This is a genomic window from Streptomyces sp. NBC_00414 (genome assembly GCF_036038375.1).
In the GTDB taxonomy this organism is placed as follows: domain Bacteria; phylum Actinomycetota; class Actinomycetes; order Streptomycetales; family Streptomycetaceae; genus Streptomyces.
On record NZ_CP107935.1, the window covers coordinates 6,146,819 to 6,164,738 of the forward strand.

Consider the following 17,920-nt stretch of genomic DNA (forward strand, 5'->3'; position numbering starts at 1 on the left):
CCCGGGTTTCGCTGGGCCCATGGTCCGTCACCGTCGCAGAACCGCCGCCGTACTGGTCGCGCACTTCGCCCTCGTCGCCGCGCTGTTCGCGCCCGGCGCCGTCGCCGCACCCCCGCCCGCCCCCGGCGTGCCCGGCGCCCCCGACCTCACCGCACCGCAGAACGAACTCGTGCCCGGCGTGCACCCGGGCCCGTACCAGCCCTGGCAGTCGGACACCCCCGACCAGGCGCTGGCCCCGCAGGTCTACACCCCCTCCGCCGCGGAGGACGCCGTCGAGCCGCCGCGCGCCGCCGAGGGCAGCGACGCGCTGATCGAGTACGTACCGCTGAGCGACGCCGTGGCGCGGCAGGCCGGGGTGACGGCGTGCAGCCGGCGCACCGGGCCGTACCAGCGGCAGGTCGAGCGGTGGCTGCGGCTCAAGGCGGACGGGAAGCAGTCGGCGGCGGACTGCCGGGCCGTACGGGCCTTCCAGAGCAGGCAGCGCATCCGGCCCGACAGCGGCTTCGCCGGGCCCGTGACCTGGGGCCGGATGCAGCTCCTGTCGGCCGCGAAGAGGCCGAACGCGGCCGGGAGATGCCCCGTACGGGCCGGCCGCGTCGCCTGTATCGACCTCACCCGGCAGCTGACCTGGGTGCAGAAGGGGAAGAAGGTGGTGTTCGGGCCCGTGCCGATCCGCAGCGGCAAGGCCGGCTACCGGACCAGGACCGGCTGGCACAAGGTCTACTGGAAGCACAAGAACCACTGGTCGACGCTCTACAACACCCCCATGCCGTACAGCCAGTTCTTCAGCGGCGGCCAGGCCTTCCACGCCATCTACGGCAGCGTCTACAGCCCGCCCGGATCGCGGGGCTGCGTGAACATGCGACTCGCCGACGCCCGCACTTTGTGGAGCAGGCTCCACAAGGGCGACAGCGTGTACGTGTGGGGTCGCAAGCGCGGTACCTGAGGCGGGGCGTCCGAGCCCGGTACCCGAGAGTGGTGTCGGAGCCCTCTGAGACACTGGTCGGCGATGACTGAGACAGCACCCGCGCGTGCCCGCGCCGAGATCGATCTGGCCGCCCTGAGGGCCAATGTGCGGACCCTGCGCGCCCAGGCGCCGGCCGCCGCCCTCATGACGGTGGTCAAGTCCGACGCGTACGGACACGGAGCCGTGCCGTGCGCCCGCGCGGCCCTGGACGCGGGTGCGACCTGGCTGGGCACGGCCACCCCCGAGGAAGCCCTGGCCCTGCGCGCGGCCGGTCTGCCCGGGCGGATCATGTGCTGGCTGTGGACCCCGGGCGGACCGTGGCGGGAGGCCGTCGAGGCCGACCTGGACCTGGGCGTCAGCGGGCTGTGGGCACTGCGCGAGGTGGTGGCGGCCGCGCGGGCGGCGGGCCGCACCGCCCGCGTCCAGCTCAAGGCCGACACCGGTCTCGGGCGCAACGGCTGCCAGCCCGCAGACTGGCCCGAGCTGGTCGCCGAGGCGCGCCGGGCCGAGGCCGGGGGACTGGTCACCGTCACCGGTCTGTGGTCGCACTTCGCCTGCGCCGACGAGCCCGGCCACCCCTCCATCCGGGCCCAGCTGACCCTCTTCCGCGAAATGCTGGCCCATGCGGAGGGAGCGGGGCTGCGCCCGGAAGTACGGCACATCGCCAACTCGCCCGCCACGCTCACCCTGTCCGAGTCCCACTTCGATCTCGTACGGACCGGGATCGCCACGTACGGCATCTCGCCGAGCCCCGAGCTGGGCACCTCAGGTGACTTCGGGCTGCGGCCCGTCATGACGCTCTGGGCGTCGCTCGCGCTGGTGAAGCGCGTGCCGGCGGGCCACGGCGTCAGTTACGGACACCACTACGTCACGGCCGGCGACACGACCCTCGGTCTCGTGCCCGTCGGGTACGCGGACGGCATCCCGCGGCACGCCTCCGGCACCGGCCCCGTCCTGGTGGGCGGCAAGTGGCGGACGGTCGCGGGACGGGTCGCGATGGACCAGTTCGCGGTCGACCTCGGCGGGGACGAGCCGCCGGTCGGCGAGCGAGCGGTCCTGTTCGGGCCGGGCGACCACGGGGAGCCGACCGCCGAGGACTGGGCCCGGGCCGCGGGCACGATCGCGTACGAAATCGTCACCCGCATCGGAACCCGCGTGCCGCGCGTCTACGTGAACAAGTAACAAGCAGGGTATTCGCAGGGGTAACCGCGTATGTGCCGGGCACGGCACCAGGAGAAGACGAAGAAGAGGAGCGGTTCGTGAGCGAGAGCAGCGCGGAGGCAGCGGTGGAAGCGGCCACGGTCGCAGCCTCGGCCGTCTCCGCGGCCGGGGCCGCGAACTGGCGCAGGGCCACCGGTGTCGCCGGCGCCGCGATAGGTGTGGTCGCCGCGGGCGCCGCCGCCGGAGTCGCCATAGAGCGGCTCACGGTCGGCCGCGGCATGCGCAGGAAGGCGCGGCTCGCCCTCGACTCGGCCGGTCCGTACGGGGCGCTGCGCGGCATGCCGGGCAAGGCCGCCGCGGACGACGGCACCGAGCTGTACTACGAGGTCGACGAGGTGGAGAGCGACACCGCGCTGGCCCCGCGGCGGCGCCGGCTCTTCGGCCGCAAGTCACCCCGTCCGGTCACCGTCGTCTTCAGCCACGGCTACTGCCTCAGCCAGGACTCCTGGCACTTCCAGCGGGCCGCGCTGCGCGGTGTCGTACGGACCGTGCACTGGGACCAGCGCAGCCACGGCCGTTCCGGGCGGGGCGTGGCCCAGGCCCGGGACGACATGCCGGTCACCATCGACCAGCTGGGCCGGGACCTGAAGGCCGTCATCGACGCGGCCGCGCCCGAGGGCCCGCTCGTCCTCGTCGGCCACTCGATGGGCGGCATGACGATGATGGCCCTGGCCGACCAGTACCCCGACCTGATCCGCGACCGCGTCGTCGGCGTGGCCCTGATCGGTACGTCGTCCGGGCGGCTCGGGGAGGTCAACTTCGGGCTGCCCGTCGCGGGCGTCAACGCGGTGCGGCGGATACTGCCCGGAGTGCTGAAGGCGCTGGGGCAGCGGGCCGAACTGGTGGAGCGCGGGCGCCGGGCCACCGCCGACCTGTTCGCCGGGATCATCAAGCGGTACTCGTTCGCGTCCCGGGACATCGACCCGGCGGTCGCGCGGTTCGCGGAGCGGCTGATCGAGGCCACGCCGATCGACGTCGTCGCCGAGTTCTACCCGGCCTTCACCGACCACGACAAGACCGAGGCGCTCGTCCACTTCGCCGATCTGCCCGTGCTCGTACTGGCCGGGGTCAAGGACCTCGTGACGCCCAGCGAGCACAGCGAGTCCATCGCGGACCTGCTGCCGGACGCCGAGCTGGTGCTCGTGCCGGACGCCGGGCACCTTGTGATGCTGGAACATCCCGAGGTCGTCATAGACCGGCTCGCGGACCTCCTCACCCGCGTCGGCGCCGTGCCGGCAGGAGCTACCGTTGGTGGCTATGGAAGCACCAGCAGCACCGCACAGCCCGGCTGAACCCGGTGCCGTGACCGCCGAGATCACCGTCGAGACGACCGCCGAGATCACCGTCGACTCGCCCGAGCAGATGAAGGAGCTGGGCCGCAGGCTCGCCAAGCTGCTGCGGGCCGGCGACCTCGTGATGCTCACCGGTGAACTGGGCGCGGGCAAGACCACGCTGACGCGCGGGCTCGGTGAGGGCCTCGGGGTCCGGGGCGCGGTCACCTCCCCGACCTTCGTGATCGCCCGCGTGCACCCGCCCCTCGGGGAGGGGCCGCCGCTCGTCCACGTCGACGCGTACCGCCTGGGCGGCGGGCTCGACGAGATGGAGGACCTCGACCTCGACGTGTCGCTGTCCGACTCCGTGATCGTCGTGGAGTGGGGCGAGGGGAAGGTCGAGGAGCTGACGGACGACCGGCTGCACGTGTTGATCCACCGGGCCGTCGGCGACACGACCGACGAGGTGCGGCACGTGGTCCTGGCCGGGGTGGGGGAGCGGTGGGCTTCCGTGGACCTGGGTGCGCTTTCCGCCTGACCGCGGGGTGAGGTCCGGACGTCTCTGTACGTTCGTCCCAACGTTTCCGACGTTCCGACATGGCGTCGGGAAGATGTTGCGCCCGGTGGCTTCGGCGTGTTCACATGGACGCAGGAGTTGGTTAGGGCTACCTAACTACGTCTGCTCCCGGAGCGTCAGGAGGCCGCGATGCCTACGTCGGAACGTGTTCCTTCGAGGCCTGGTGGGGTGTCGGTGGCGGAGTTGCTCGCGGCGGGGGTGATGGCACGGGTTGTATCCGAGCCTCCGGCTCCGCCTGTGTCTGGGCCTGTGCCTGCGCCTGTGCCTGCGCCTGTGCCTGCGTCTGTGCCTGCGGCGGCTGGGCGGGAAGAGCGGCGGCGGGCTGCGTAGCGGGTGCGGGTGGGCTGGGGCTGGTTGCGCCGTTCCCCGCGCCCCTCAAAGGCAAAGGATTGCGCCGTTCCCCGCGCCCCCTGGGGGCGTTTCGTGTCGGGGTCGGGTGGGTGGGTATGCGGGTGGAGATGCCGACTAGTTGACTACGGTGACCCGCTTGCCGATCGTGGCGAAGGACCACATCGCCGTGCCGGCCGCCCGGGAGTGCCGGATACCGCCCAGCTTCTTCGTGGGGTCGGGGGGCGTGGTCGACCCGTCCACCGCCGCGCTGAAACCGATCGCGATGCCGTCCAGGTCGGCGAAGCGGACGACGTGTTCGACGGCCACCCCGTCCGAGCCGACGATCGTGCCGGAGCGCGAGGTGACGACGTACCGGCCGGGCAGCGGATCGACCTTGCCGGGGCTGACCTGGAACGTGAGCCTGACCCGGTCCCCGTCGTCGACCAGCCACACCCGGTCGTCGTCCAGCGAGTAGACGACCCGCTCACCGGTGCCCGATCCGGTGGGCAGCGCCGTCGGGTGGTTCCTGTCGCGCGGGGCCTTCTCCGCGGCCGGGGCGGACTCGGTGGCCCGCGGGGAGGACAGGTCGTCCGGCGCGTACGCCGAGGCCTGGTAGGTGAGGAAGCCGATCACGGCGAGTGCCGCCGCGGTGAGCCCGGCCACGATTCCCGAGCTGCTCCGAACCACCTGAGTGCCCACCTCTCGCACGATCTTGTACGGTATTTGTCCGTGTTGTGACGGTGTGACGTTAGCAGCAGGTCCCCGCCGGATTGAGGCGGCCGTGCGCCGGGCCCCGGCGCCGTAGGCTGTTCGCGTGCTCTTGCTCGCTCTGGATACCGCCACCCCCGCCGTCACCGTCGCACTGCACGACGGCACGTCCGTCGTCGCCGCCTCCAGCCAGGTGGACGCGCGTCGGCACGGGGAACTGCTCCTGCCGGCCGTCGACCGGGTGCTCACCGAGGCCGGGCTGCGGCTCGACGCCGTCACCGGCATCGTCGTCGGTATGGGCCCCGGCCCGTACACCGGGCTCAGAGTCGGCCTGATGACCGCCGACACGTTCGGGCTCGCGCTCGGCGTCCCCGTGTACGGACTGTGCACGCTGGACGGTCTCGCGTACGCGGCCGGGGGTGAGGCCGGGATCGAGGGCCCCTTCGTCGTCGCGACCGACGCCCGGCGCAAAGAGGTCTACTGGGCGCGGTACGCCGACTCCCGTACCCGCGTCACCGAGCCGGCCGTCGACCGGCCCGGGGAGCTGGACATCGGCGCGCTGCCCGCGGTGGGCGCGGGCGCGCTGCTCTACCCCGACACCTTCCCGGACGCCCGCCCGCCCGAGCACGTCTCGGCGGCCTCGCTCGCCTCCCTGGCGGCGGAGCGGCTGGCGGCGGGTCAGGAGATGGAAGCGCCCCGGCCCCTCTATCTGCGCCGGCCCGACGCCCAGGTGCCCAAGAACTACAAGGTGGTCACCCCCAAGTGACGACCGCGGTGCTGCGCGAGATGCGCTGGTGGGACATCGAGCCCGTACTGGAACTGGAGAAGGACCTCTTCCCCGAGGACGCCTGGTCGCGGGGCATGTTCTGGTCCGACCTGGCCCACGCGCGGGGGCCCGCGGCGACCCGGCGCTATGTCGTGGCCGAGGCCGAGGGGCAGGACGGCGGGGTGATCGTCGGGTACGGGGGGCTTGCCGCCGCCGGGGACACCGGTGACGTACAGACCATCGCCGTCGCCCGGGAGCACTGGGGCACCGGCCTCGGCGCGCTGATCCTGACCGAACTGCTGCGGGCCGCGACCGCCTTCGAGTGCGCCGAGGTGCTGCTCGAATGCCGGGTCGACAACATCCGCGCCCAGAAGCTGTACGAGCGCTTCGGCTTCGAGCCGATCGGCTTCCGGCGCGGCTACTACCAGCCGGGGAACGTGGACGCCCTCGTGATGCGCCTCAACGACCCGTCAACATCCGTACAAGGAACCGAGATCAATGGCTGACGAACCTCTCGTCCTCGGCATCGAGACCTCCTGCGACGAGACCGGCGTCGGCATCGTCCGCGGTACGACCCTGCTCGCCGACGCCATCGCGTCGAGCGTCGACGAGCACGCGCGCTTCGGCGGAGTCGTGCCGGAGGTCGCCTCGCGGGCGCACCTGGAAGCGATGGTGCCGACCATCGAGCGGGCGCTGAAGGAGGCCGGGGTCAGCGCGCGTGACCTCGACGGCATCTCCGTCACCGCCGGGCCCGGGCTCGCGGGCGCGCTGCTCGTCGGGGTCTCGGCGGCGAAGGCGTACGCGTACGCGCTGGGGAAGCCGCTGTACGGGGTGAACCATCTGGCCTCCCACATCTGTGTGGACCAGTTGGAGCACGGGCCGCTGCCAGAGCCGACGATGGCGCTGCTCGTCTCCGGCGGCCACTCCTCGCTGCTGCTGTCCTCGGACATCACGAGCGACGTACGGCCGATGGGCGCGACCATCGACGACGCGGCGGGTGAGGCCTTCGACAAGATCGCCCGCGTTCTCAACCTCGGGTTCCCGGGCGGGCCGGTCATCGACCGGTACGCCAAGGAGGGGGACCCGAACGCGATCTCCTTCCCGCGCGGGCTCACCGGGCCGCGCGATGCCCCGTACGACTTCTCGTTCTCCGGGCTGAAGACCGCCGTGGCGCGGTGGATCGAGGCCAGGCGGGCGGCCGGTGAGGACGTGCCGGTGCGGGACGTGTCCGCGTCCTTCCAGGAGGCGGTGGTGGACGTGCTGACCCGCAAGGCCGTACGGGCCTGTCGTGACGAAGGCGTCGACCATCTGATGATCGGTGGCGGCGTGGCCGCGAACTCGCGGCTGCGGGCCCTGGCGCAGGAGCGGTGCGAGGCGGCGGGGATCACGCTTCGGGTGCCGCGGCCGAAGCTGTGCACGGACAACGGGGCGATGGTCGCCGCGCTCGGGGCCGAGATGGTGGCTCGGGGGCGGGCTCCCTCCGACTGGGATCTGTCGGCGGACTCGTCGCTTCCTGTGACCGATCCGCATGTGCCGGGGCGTTCCCACTCCGAGGGGCACTCGCAGTCCCACTCGCACTCGCACTCGCACGATCATGTGCATGAGGTCAGCAAGGGCAATCTGTACTCATGAGTGTCGCGTTGATGTGGGAGGCGCGGGCCGTCGAGGGGCGGGGGGAGGAACTGCTCGCCTGGGTGCGGGAGCAGGACCTCCCGGCGCGGCCCCTGCGGCGGGAGGTCCTGCGGGCTCCGGGGGAGCGGGTGCTTGTCATCACGTGGTGGGATGCCGCGTATGACGACGCGCTTCCTGAGCTTCCGGAGCCGGCTGGGGGGTTGGTGGCTCGGGCCGTTCATCGGTGGCGGTTCGAGTCCGTCGCGGGGTAGGGGTTGCCTCCGGCGGTTGTTCGTCGGGTGCGGGTCGGTGAGGGCTTGTCGCGCCGTTCCCCGCGCCCCTGAAGGCGAAAGACTGCGCCGTTCCCCGCGCCCCTAAGGGCGAAAAGATTGCGCCGTTCCCCGCGCCCCTTAGAGGGTTGTTGTCCTGCATGTCAGTTGGCGGGATGGGCCCGGGTGGCGTTCTGGGCCTGTCAGGGTCAGGTGGGTTGTGTGGGCGGCGTCCGTGCTGGACCTGGAGACTCGTAGTTCCAGCGCGCCCGGTTCCACCACGCGCCGGCCCCTGCCGTTCGTGAAGGCCGACAGGTCCGGGTGGAAGTGGAACGTGACCCGGCGGGCCTCTCCGGGGGCCAGGGTCAGGCGGTGGTAGCCGATCAGGCGTACGTCGGGGCGGGTCACGGACGCCACCGGGTCGTGCAGGTACAGCTGGACGATCTCCGTCCCCTCGCGGGGGCCCGTGTTGCGGACCGTCACCGAGACGTCGTACTCCTCGTCGGTGGTGATCTCCGCGTGACGGTCGGCCGTGTCCTCCCAGGTGAAGTCCGTGTAGCCGAGGCCGTGGCCGAAGGGGTGGAGCGGGGTCGGGTCCAGGCTGCTGACCTCGCCCGCCAGGCCGAGGGGAGGCTGTAGGTACGTCCATGGCTGGCCGCCCGGGGTCTGCGGGACGCTTACCGGGAGCCTGCCCGAGGGATTCACCCGGCCCGACAGGACGCCCGCCACCGCCGGGCCGCCCTCCTCGCCGGGGAAGAACGCCTGGACCGTGGCGGCCAGCCGGTCGTGCCAGCGGCCCAGCGCGTAGGGCCGGCCGGTGAGCAGGATCAGGATGACCGGGGTGTCCGCGGCGGTCAGGGCGTCCAGCAACTGGGCCTGTACGCCCGGCAGTTGCAGGTCCGCCACATCGCAGCCCTCGCCGGAGGTGCCCCGGCCGAAGAGGCCCGCCCGGTCGCCGAGCACGGCCACGCAGACGTCCGCCTCGGTGGAGCGCGCGACGGCCTCCTCGAAGCCGGCGGTGTCCGGGTCGGTGGTGTCGCAGCCCTCCGTGAACGTGATCTTCGCGTCCGGGAGTTCCGTGCGGAGGGACTCCAGGAGCGTGGGGATCTCGATGCCCATCGGCAGGTCGGGGTGGTTGACGCCCACGTGCGACGGGAACGAGTAGCAGCCCAGCATGGCCAGGGCGTCGGCGGCCCGCGGGCCGACCACGGCGATCCGGGTGTCGGGGGCCAGCGGGAGCAGGCCGGCCGGGTTGGAGAGCAGGACGACGGATTCCTCGGCCAGCCGGCGGGCCAGGACGCGGTTGGCGGTCGAGTCGAGGTCGACGGGGCCCGTGGGCTCCGGGGACCAGCCCTCGTCCAGCAGGCCCAGTTCGCACTTCTGGCGCAGCACCCGCGCCGCCGCCCGGTCCACCAGGGACTCCGGGACGTCGCCGGCCAGTACCGCCTCGACCAGCGGGTCCCCGTTGCAGTGGACCGTCGGCAGCTCGACGTCCACGCCCGCCGCCAGGGCCGCGTGGGCGGCCTGCGCCTCGGTGCCCGCGACCCGGTGCAGGGTCTTCAGGAAGCCGACGCCGAAGTAGTCGCTGACGACCGTGCCGGTGAAGTCCCACTGCTCACGCAGGAGTTCGGTCAGCAGGTACGGGTCCGCGGTGGCGGGCACGCCGTCCGTGTCCGTGTACGCGGCCATCACCGACCGGGCCCCGCCCTCGCGCAGCGCGAACTCGAACGGGGGCAGCGTGATGTCGGCGAACTCGCGCACACCGGCCCGTACGGGAGCGAGGTTGCGGGCGCCCGCGGAGGACGCGTACCCGGCGAAGTGCTTGAGCGTGGCGACGATCCCGGCGGATTCGAGCCCGCGGACGTAGGCCGCGCCGATCGTGCCGACGAGGTACGGGTCCTCGCCGATGGTCTCCTCGACCCTGCCCCAGCGCGGATCCCGTACGACGTCCAGGACGGGAGCGAGACCCTGGTGGACGCCCACGGAGGCGAGGTCCCGGCCGATCCGGTGGGCCATCTCCTCCACCAGCGCCGGGTCGAACGAGGCGCCCCAGGCGAGGGGGACCGGGTACGCGGTGGCGCCCCAGGCGGTGAAGCCCGCCAGGCACTCCTCGTGGGCGACGGCCGGGATGCCGAAGCGGCCCGCCTCGCTGATCCGGCGCTGGGCGCGGGCCAGTGCCTGCGCGCCCAGCGCGGGGTCCACCGGGGCCGTGCCGAACGAGCGGGTGAGCTGGCCCAGACCGCGGGTGATCAGCTCGTCCCAGTCGAAGTCCGAGGTCATCTCGTCCTGGTGCGGGGCGACCCCGCCGCCGTCCGTGGCGGCTCCCACCCACACGCCGTACAACTGGGCGGTCTTCTCCTCCAGGGTCATCCGGGCGAGCAGGTCGTCGACCCGGGCGTCGGCGGGCAGGGCGGGATCACGCCAGGGAGGGGTGGTCATGAAACTCCTGTCAGAGGCAGAGTCGAGTGGGTTCACTTTCCGCCCACGCCCATCAGGCCGCCGACCAGCGCGCGGCGGGCCACCAGGTAGACGGCGAAGATCGGGACGCCGGAGAGGACGACCGAGGCCAGCAGCGCCGGGATGTTGACGCCGAACTGGCTGACGTAGTTGAAGAGTCCGAGGGTGAGGACCCGTGGCTCGTCGGACTGGGTGAAGATCAGCGGGAAGAGGAAGCCGTTCCAGGCCTGCAGCGCCGCGTAGATGACGACCGTGCTGATACCGCCCTTGGCCATCGGGATCGCCAGCTGGAACAGCATCCGCTGCGGCGAGGCGCCGTCCAGGGCCATCGCCTCGTACAGCTCCTCCGAGACGTCCCGCAGCGTGCCCACCAGGACCAGTACCGAGACCGGCATCGCGAAGGCCGCCGTCGGCAGGATGACCGCCAGCAGGCTGTCGTACAGGTCGAGTTTGGCGATCAGCAGGTAGAGGGGGACCACGACCGCCTGGGCCGGGATCGCGACGCCGAGCAGGAACAGCCGGAAGGCCAGGCCCGACCAGCGGTTGCGGGTGCGGACGGCGACGTAGGCGAGCGGGACGGAGAGGCCGAGGACGATGGCCACGACCGCGACGGCCACGATCGCCGTGTTGCTGAGCAGATGGCCGAAGCCGCTGTGCAGCACCAGGTTGTAGTTGTCGAGCGTCGGGCTGGTGGGCGGGTTCAGCGGGTTGCCGGTGAGTGCCTTGTCCTGGCTGGTGAGCGAGGCCGACAGCATCGCGTAGATCGGGACGATGACGATCGCGAGCCAGATGACCGAGCCGAGCCCGGCCAGGGGGTTGGGGCGCTTCGTCCAGTGCTGGCGGCGAGGAGAGGGCTGTGTCCGCGTGGCGGGTTCCTCGGTCTTCTCGGGGCGCAGGCGCGAGCCGGGACGCGGCAACGTATCGCGTGACACTCCGTCACATCCCTTCGCGGGTACTGCGCATGCCGCCGAAGCCGGTCAGCCGCACGAGGATCAGGGACAGTCCGGTGGCGACCAGCACCAGGAAGGACGCGATGGCGCTCGCGTAACCGAAGTCGTAGCTCTTGAAGCCCGCCTCGTACATCAGGTACGGCAGGATCGCCGTGTCGGTGCCCGGGCCGCCCTTGGTGAGGATCAGCACGGTCTCGAAGTACGTGAGCGAGCCGACGACCATCAGGACCGTGGACGTCGTGACGGTGTGGCGCAGCTGGGGAAGCGTGATCGAGAAGAACTGGCGGTAGCGGCCCGCCCCGTCGATCGCCGCCGCCTGGTAGAGGACCTCGGGTATCTGCCGGGCCCCGCCCTGGTAGATCAGGGTGTGGAAGGGGATGAACTGCCAGCCGCCGACGAACACGATCGCGAGGAACGCGCCGCTGGAGGAGCCGAGGATGTTCTCCCGGATGATGCCGAAGTTCGGGTCGAGCAGGGCGTAGAAGAGCAGCGCGATCGCCGTCGAGGACAGCAGGAACGGCACGAAGAAGATCGCGGACAGCACCGCCCGGTTGCGCTGGCGGCCCGCCGCCCAGACGCCGAGCAGCAGCGCGATCACCGTCTGGAAGACCCAGCTCGCCGCGGTCAGCAGGACCGTCAGCCACAGGGACTGGACCATCCGGTCGTCGTCGATCAGCTTGCGCCAGTTGTCGAGGCCGACGGGCGTCGGGTCGCCCAGGCCGTCCCAGCTGGTGAAGGAGAGGTAGAAGGCGAGGCCCATCGGGACCACGGCGAAGAACGCGAAGAAGAGGACGCCGGGCAGCGCCCAGGCGGCGTGCGGCCGGCCGGCCGTGGCCGCCCCGGACCGCTTCCGCGGTCCGCGCGACTCCTCGTACGTTCCGTGCTCCGCGACCGGGCTTCCCACCGGGGCCTTGGTGGGTGCGCTCACTTCAGCTCCTTGAGCGCCGACACGAACTGGCTCGGCGAGGATTTTCCGACGAACAGCTTGTTGATCTCGGTGAGCATCGGGGTCGCGATGTCCGCGCCGAGCGCCTGGTCCCAGGAGAGCGTGAAGGACGGCGCCTTCTCGACCATCCCGTACTGGAACTTCGCGAACTCCGGGTTGGGCGAGGCGTCGAGCAGCTTGGCCGCGTTGGAGGTCGTCGGGATGTCACCGTTGGCCACCAGCGCCTTGGCGTACGTCTCCGAGGCGCAGTCCTTCAGGAAGGCGATCGCGGCGTCCTTGTTGCTCGCACGGGTGTTGACCGACCAGTAGTTGGTGGGGTTGCCGACGACGTTGCGGATGTCGCCGGTGCCGCCCTCGACCGTGGGGAACGCGCACCAGCCCAGGTTGTTCTTCGCGAAGGACGGGAACTTGCCGAGCTGCGTGGAGTACTCCCACGAACCCATCAGGTGCATCGCCGCCTTGCCCTTGGCGAAGACCGCGGGGGCGCCGCCGTTGACGTACGACACCGAGCTGAACTTCGAACCGAAGGCGCCGTCGTCGATGAGTTCCTTGACCGTCTCGGCGGCCTTGAGGACGGCCGGGTCGCCCCAGGCGGACGCGTCGCCCTCCTGGATCTTCGCGAAGACCTCCGGGCCGCCGATGCGGTCGACGAGGTACTCCAGCCACATCAGCTCGGTCCAGGTGTCCGCGCCGCCGAGCGCGAACGGAGTGATCTTCGCCTTCTTCAGCTTGGCGTTGATGTCCTGCAACTGGTCCCAGGTGGTGGGGGGCTGGAGCTTGTGCTCGGCGAAGACCGACTTGTTGTAGAAGAGGATGACCGGCTGCATGCCGCGCATCGGTATGCCGTAGTTGCGGCCGCCGAGCTCGCCCGCCGCGAGCACCGAGGGCAGGAAGCCCGACTTCAGGACCGGGTCGCCCTCGATGGTGTCGGTCAGATCGACGAGCTGCTTCGCCTCCTGGTAGGCCTTGATCGAGCCGCCGCCCCAGTTGAAGAAGACGTCGGGGGCGCTCGGGGAGCCCATCGCCGTACGCAGCTTGGACGTGTAGTCCGCGCCCGGGATCCTGACCAGCTTCACCTTGCCCTTGGCCGACTTGCCTGCCGCGGACTTGTTGAAGCGTTCGACGGCCGCCTGCTGGACCTTCACCGCGTCGTCCCCGTACACGAAGGCGTCGATGGTGCCGCCGCTTCCGCCGGGGCCGTCGTCGGAGCCGCAGGCGGTGAGTCCGGTGGCGAGCAGGGTGGTGGCGCCGGCGCCCAGGACCCAGCGCCTGCTGAACGTGCGGCTGCTCAGGCCTCCGCCCGTGGGCTGCCCGTCGTTGGACCGCCCGTTGTTCGACTCCATGACAGCACCTCTTCTTGTCCGACTCGCTCGCTCGCTGGCATGCTCGCATCACGAATGTTTCGGGTGGTACTTCGAATGTTCCGGGAACGTATGGCGGTCGAAGGGCTTCGTCAAGAGGTTGCGCAGGGATACGATCCCGTTCATGACTCGCCCGAATCCCGCCGTAGCCCAGTCAGCGACGCTCGCCGAGATCGCCCGCGAGGCGGGAGTCTCGGCCCCGACTGTTTCGAAGGTGCTCAACGGCCGCGCCGATGTGGCCCCCTCCACCCGGACCCGGGTCGAGGAACTGCTGCGCCACCACGGCTATCGGCGCCGCCGGGCCGAGGCGTCCCGGTCGCCGCTCATCGACCTCGTCTTCCACGAACTGGAGAGCGCGTGGGCGATGGAGGTCATCCGGGGCGTGGAGAACGTGGCGCGGGACGAGGGGCTGAGCGTCGTCCTCTCCGAGAGCGCGGGCCGGCTCACTCCCGGACGCACCTGGGCCGACCAGGTCGCCGCCCGCCGCCCGTACGGTGTCGTCCTGGTCCTCAGCGGGCTCGACGAGTCCCAGCGGGCGCTGCTGATCAGCCGCTCCATCCCGTTCGTGGTGGTCGACCCGGCGGGCGACCCCGGTGACGACGTGCCGTCCGTCGGCGCCACCAACTGGCAGGGCGGGCTCGCCGCGACCCGGCATCTGGCGGACCTCGGCCACCGGCGCATCGGTGTGATCAGCGGGCCCTCGCGGATGATGTGCAGCCGGGCCCGGCTCGACGGATACCGGGCCGCGCTCGACACGGCCGGGCTGCCGGTCGACCCGGCGCTCGTGCGCACCGGCGACTTCCACCACGACAGCGGCTACCGGGCCGGGCTGGAACTGCTCAAGCTGCCGGACCGCCCGACCGCCGTGTTCGCGGGCAACGACCTCCAGGCCCTAGGCCTGTACGAGGCCGCCCGAGAGCTGGGCCTGCGGGTGCCGGAGGACCTCAGCATCGTCGGCTTCGACGACCTGCCGGTGGCCCGCTGGGTCGGCCCGCCGCTCACCACCGTGCGTCAGCCGCTCACGGAGATGGCCGAGGCGGCGGCCCGGCTCGTACTGGACCTGGGCCGCTCGGAACGGCCCTCGGCCGCCACCCGGGTGGAACTGGCCACGAGCCTGGTGATCCGGAGCAGCACCGCGCCGCCCTCCTTGTCGTGAGCGGTGCCGCGTCGGTCCTGAGCGGTTCGGTCGTGAACGGTGCTGTTCCGGTCGTGAGCGGTTCCGGCGCGTCGAAAGTTTCGAAGGTGCATGTGACGGACCTGAGAAAACTCAACGAAACCTGAGAGTTTCCGAAGTAAAGCCGGGAAGTGGTTCCTTGTTGAAATAATTCGGACTTATGTTCTCTCTGTGAGCGGGAGCGTGGGCGTGAGCGGAGAAGACGAACCGGGGGGCGGGGACGCCGCGATACCCGGTGCGGGGGGACGGGCGCGCTGGACGGGCCGGTCACGACTGTTCAAGGTGGCGGGAATCGCCCTCGGCTGCGCGCTCGTCGTCTCGCTTGCCGGCGCGGCATGGGCGTACTGGCATCTGAACCACAACATCAAGAGCGTCGACATCGACAGCGCGCTCGGCGACGACCGGCCGCCCAGGGGCGTGACGACACCGTCCGCCGAGGCGTCCCCGCTGCCCAGCGGCGCGCTCAACATCCTGGTGCTCGGCTCGGACTCGCGCAGCGGCAAGCGCAACAAGGCGCTCGGCGGCGGCAGCAGCGAGGGTGCCCGCTCCGACACGGCGATGATCGTCCACGTCGACGAGGGCCGCTCGGAGGCGACCGTCGTGAGCATTCCGCGCGACACCCTCGTCACGCGCCCCTCCTGCCCGCTGTCCTCGGGCGGTTCGACGGCGGTGGCGTACAACGCGATGTTCAACAGCGCGTACTCGGTCGGCGGGCCCGTCTGCGCCGTCAAGACGGTCGAGGCCATGACGAACGTCCGCATGGACCACTACATCGAGATCGACTTCTCCGGCTTCGCCGACCTGGTGGACGCGCTGGGCGGGGTCACGGTGACGACGGACGACGACATCTCCGACGAGGACAGCCACCTCGAACTGGAGGCGGGCACCCACCACCTCGACGGCGCGGACGCCCTGGCCCTCGCCCGCACCCGGCACGGCATAGGCGACGGCAGCGACCTCGGCCGCATAGGCCTCCAGCAGAAACTGGTGAAGGGGCTCCTCGACCAGGTCTCCGCCACCGACCTCCTCACCAGTCCCACCCGCCTCTACAGCGTCGCCGACGCCCTCACCGGCAGCCTCACCACGGACACGGGCCTGAACTCCCTGACCGAACTGAGGGACCTCGGCCAGAGCCTGAAGTCCCTCTCCTCCTCGGGCACCGAGACCGTGACGATGCCGGTGGTCCCCGCCCCCTCCGACCCCAACCGGGTGGTGGCGGACGAGCCGGAGGCGGGGAAGCTGTGGGAGTCGCTGAAGTGACGGTGCGCGTGGAGGTGACCGGCCGCGTGGGCGTGACGGTGCGCGGTCCCTCGCAGAGACTCTGAAGAGATCAGGCGGACGTGTCGATCCTGTCGTTCGTCGTTCGACGCACGGGTGAGAGGCGGGGATCAGCCCCGGCTCCGGTGTCGAGGACTCAAGGAGTCACCATGCCCCGCTACCTGTCGATGATCCGTATCGACGAGCAGAACGCCCCCGCCGAGGGCCCCAGCGACGCGCTCATGGAGCGGATGGGGGAGCTGATCGAGGAGATGACGAAGGCCGGGGTGCTGCTGGACACCTCCGGGCTGACGCCGACCGCGCAGGGGACGCGGGTGCGGTGGGAGGGCGGCGAGCTGTCCGTCACCGACGGGCCGTTCACCGAGGCCAAGGAGGTCGTCGGCGGGTATGCGATGCTCCAGGCCAAGGACAGGGCGGAGGCGGTCGAGTGGACCAAGCGGTTCCTGCAGATCCACGAGGCGCACTGGACGGTCACCTGTGAGGTACGGGAGATCGTCGAGGGCTGAGCCCCGGTTCTGGCCTTGGCGGTACGGGCCCGGGGGTGTCTGATGGTGTGGCGTGACACCAGACACCCCCGCCCAGGACCCTGACGTCCCCGCCCAGGCAACCGGCATCCCCGCCCAGGACCCTGACCGTGCCATCGAGACCGTCTTCCGCATGGAGTCGCCCCGCATCATCGCCGGGGTCGCGCGCATCGTGCGGGACGTCGGGATCGCGGAGGAGCTGGCGCAGGACGCGCTGGTCGCGGCGCTGGAACAGTGGCCCAGGGACGGAGTGCCGGGCAATCCAGGCGCCTGGCTCATGGCCACCGCCAAGCACCGGGCCATCGACCTCGTACGACGGCGTGAGCGGTACGCGCGCAAGCTGGCGGAGATGGGGCGCGACCTGGAGACGTCCGGGCCGCACGGGAGCGGTCACGTGGACGAACCCGTCGACCCGGACGACATCGACGACGACCTGTTGCGGCTGGTCTTCACGGCCTGCCATCCCGTGCTGTCCGCCGAGGCCCGTATCGCGCTCACCCTGCGGCTGCTCGGCGGGCTCACCACCGTCGAGATCGCCCGCGCCTACCTCACCCCGGAGAAGACCCTCGCCCAGCGCATCGTGCGCGCAAAACGGACCCTCGCCGCGAAGGGCGTCCCCTTCGAGGTGCCGTACGGGCCCGAGCGCGAGGCCCGGCTCGGCTCCGTACTGGAGGTCATCTACCTGATCTTCAACGAGGGGTACGCGGCGACGGCCGGCGACGACTGGCTGCGGCCCGCGCTCTGTGAGGACGCGCTCCGGCTGGCTCGCGTACTGGCCGAGTTGATGCCCAAGGAGCCCGAAGTGCACGGGCTGGCCGCGCTGTTGGAGCTTCAGGCGTCGCGGTCGGCCGCCCGGACCGGGCCCTCGGGGGAGCCCGTTCTGCTCAGGGACCAGAGCCGGGCCCGGTGGAACCGGGTTCTCATCCGGCGGGGGTTCGCCGCGCTGGGCCGGGCGGAGGCGGTGTCCGCGGGGGGTGGGCCCGGGCCGTACGTCCTCCAGGCCGCCATCGCCGCGTGTCACGCTCACGCACTCACGTACGCGGAGACCGACTGGGGGCGGATCGCCACCCTGTACGGGATGCTCGCGGTGCGGGCGCCTTCGCCGGTCGTGGAGCTCAACCGGGCCGTCGCCGTGTCGATGGCCGAGGGGCCCGAGGCCGGGCTGGCCATCGTGGACGCGCTCGTGGGTGAACCCGCGTTGCGCGACTATCACTTGCTGCCGAGTGTTCGGGGGGACCTGTTGGCGCGGGTCGGCCGGACGGAGGAGGCGGCGGGCGAGTTCGCGCGGGCGGCCTCGCTCGCGCGCAATCAGCGGGAAAGGGAACTGCTGCTGACGCGAGCCGAGGAGTGCGGCCGACTCCGCTGAGGGTCCCTCTCAGGGGCGCGGGGAACTGCGCGATCTTTTAGGGGCGCGGGGAACTGCGCACCCTCAGCCAAGGCGCACCCGCACCCACAAAGCGGCCTTCTCCTCGGGGACGCGGGAACACCGGCGCGTCGCCCGAACGGCTCT

Annotated in this window: 17 protein-coding genes; 12 read left to right on the forward strand and 5 right to left on the reverse strand. The window is 71.4% G+C overall.

Annotated elements, in window-relative coordinates:
• Positions 1-19: 19 nt before the first annotated feature.
• The 4 genes from OHS59_RS26865 (at position 20) to tsaE (ending at position 3,997) form a co-directional block, all read left to right on the forward strand.
• On the forward strand, positions 20-946 hold the full coding sequence (locus tag OHS59_RS26865) for a L,D-transpeptidase family protein (RefSeq protein WP_328495933.1): 927 nt from the start codon (positions 20-22) through the stop codon (positions 944-946).
• A 63-nt stretch (positions 947-1,009) separates the two neighbouring features.
• On the forward strand, positions 1,010-2,149 hold the full coding sequence (alr, locus tag OHS59_RS26870; RefSeq protein ID WP_328495934.1) for an alanine racemase: 1,140 nt from the start codon (positions 1,010-1,012) through the stop codon (positions 2,147-2,149).
• A 77-nt stretch (positions 2,150-2,226) separates the two neighbouring features.
• Positions 2,227-3,480: an alpha/beta fold hydrolase gene (locus tag OHS59_RS26875; RefSeq protein WP_328495935.1), complete on the forward strand. Its 1,254-nt coding sequence runs from the start codon at positions 2,227-2,229 to the stop codon at positions 3,478-3,480.
• On the forward strand, positions 3,446-3,997 hold the full coding sequence (tsaE, locus tag OHS59_RS26880) for a tRNA (adenosine(37)-N6)-threonylcarbamoyltransferase complex ATPase subunit type 1 TsaE (RefSeq protein WP_328495936.1): 552 nt from the start codon (positions 3,446-3,448) through the stop codon (positions 3,995-3,997). The genes OHS59_RS26875 and tsaE overlap by 35 nt, the downstream gene beginning before the upstream one ends.
• A 504-nt stretch (positions 3,998-4,501) precedes the next feature.
• Here tsaE and OHS59_RS26885 read toward each other — a convergent pair.
• On the reverse strand, positions 4,502-5,053 hold the full coding sequence (locus tag OHS59_RS26885; protein WP_328495937.1) for a hypothetical protein: 552 nt from the start codon (positions 5,051-5,053) through the stop codon (positions 4,502-4,504).
• A 127-nt stretch (positions 5,054-5,180) separates the two neighbouring features.
• On the opposite strand from OHS59_RS26885, the gene tsaB reads away from it, so the two are divergent.
• The 4 genes from tsaB to OHS59_RS26905 are packed head-to-tail and all read left to right on the forward strand — an operon-like array spanning position 5,181 to position 7,723.
• Positions 5,181-5,840, forward strand: a complete 660-nt coding sequence (gene tsaB / locus OHS59_RS26890) for a tRNA (adenosine(37)-N6)-threonylcarbamoyltransferase complex dimerization subunit type 1 TsaB (protein WP_328495938.1) — start codon at positions 5,181-5,183, stop codon at positions 5,838-5,840.
• Between the two features lie 20 nt (positions 5,841-5,860).
• Positions 5,861-6,346, forward strand: coding sequence for a ribosomal protein S18-alanine N-acetyltransferase (gene rimI / locus OHS59_RS26895; protein ID WP_328499369.1), 486 nt, complete (start codon positions 5,861-5,863; stop codon positions 6,344-6,346).
• Positions 6,339-7,472, forward strand: a complete 1,134-nt coding sequence (tsaD, locus tag OHS59_RS26900; RefSeq protein ID WP_328495939.1) for a tRNA (adenosine(37)-N6)-threonylcarbamoyltransferase complex transferase subunit TsaD — start codon at positions 6,339-6,341, stop codon at positions 7,470-7,472. Before rimI ends, tsaD begins: the two co-directional genes overlap by 8 nt.
• A complete protein-coding gene (locus OHS59_RS26905) occupies positions 7,469-7,723 on the forward strand; it encodes a hypothetical protein (RefSeq protein ID WP_328495940.1) in 255 nt (84 codons plus the stop codon). The genes tsaD and OHS59_RS26905 overlap by 4 nt, the downstream gene beginning before the upstream one ends.
• Before the next feature lie 138 nt (positions 7,724-7,861).
• Here OHS59_RS26905 and OHS59_RS26910 read toward each other — a convergent pair whose 3' ends face one another.
• From OHS59_RS26910 to OHS59_RS26925, 4 genes are all read right to left on the reverse strand, one after another.
• Positions 7,862-10,159, reverse strand: coding sequence for a glycoside hydrolase family 3 N-terminal domain-containing protein (locus OHS59_RS26910; protein ID WP_328495941.1), 2,298 nt, complete (start codon positions 10,157-10,159; stop codon positions 7,862-7,864).
• A 32-nt stretch (positions 10,160-10,191) separates the two neighbouring features.
• A complete protein-coding gene (locus OHS59_RS26915; RefSeq protein ID WP_443061505.1) occupies positions 10,192-11,109 on the reverse strand; it encodes a carbohydrate ABC transporter permease in 918 nt (305 codons plus the stop codon).
• Positions 11,110-11,113: 4 nt separating this feature from the next.
• On the reverse strand, positions 11,114-11,929 hold the full coding sequence (locus tag OHS59_RS26920) for a carbohydrate ABC transporter permease (RefSeq protein ID WP_443061648.1): 816 nt from the start codon (positions 11,927-11,929) through the stop codon (positions 11,114-11,116).
• 122 nt (positions 11,930-12,051) lie between these two features.
• Positions 12,052-13,416: an ABC transporter substrate-binding protein gene (locus OHS59_RS26925; RefSeq protein ID WP_328495942.1), complete on the reverse strand. Its 1,365-nt coding sequence runs from the start codon at positions 13,414-13,416 to the stop codon at positions 12,052-12,054.
• Between the two features lie 142 nt (positions 13,417-13,558).
• Here OHS59_RS26925 and OHS59_RS26930 point away from each other — a divergent pair, with 142 nt between their 5' ends.
• The 4 genes from OHS59_RS26930 (at position 13,559) to OHS59_RS26945 (ending at position 17,776) form a co-directional block, all read left to right on the forward strand.
• Positions 13,559-14,590: a LacI family DNA-binding transcriptional regulator gene (locus tag OHS59_RS26930; RefSeq protein WP_328495943.1), complete on the forward strand. Its 1,032-nt coding sequence runs from the start codon at positions 13,559-13,561 to the stop codon at positions 14,588-14,590.
• Between the two features lie 246 nt (positions 14,591-14,836).
• Positions 14,837-15,868, forward strand: a complete 1,032-nt coding sequence (locus tag OHS59_RS26935; RefSeq protein ID WP_328499372.1) for an LCP family protein — start codon at positions 14,837-14,839, stop codon at positions 15,866-15,868.
• A 167-nt stretch (positions 15,869-16,035) separates the two neighbouring features.
• On the forward strand, positions 16,036-16,392 hold the full coding sequence (locus tag OHS59_RS26940; protein ID WP_107022241.1) for a YciI family protein: 357 nt from the start codon (positions 16,036-16,038) through the stop codon (positions 16,390-16,392).
• Positions 16,393-16,543: 151 nt separating this feature from the next.
• On the forward strand, positions 16,544-17,776 hold the full coding sequence (locus OHS59_RS26945) for an RNA polymerase sigma factor (protein WP_328499373.1): 1,233 nt from the start codon (positions 16,544-16,546) through the stop codon (positions 17,774-17,776).
• The last annotated feature ends 144 nt before the right edge of the window (positions 17,777-17,920 follow it).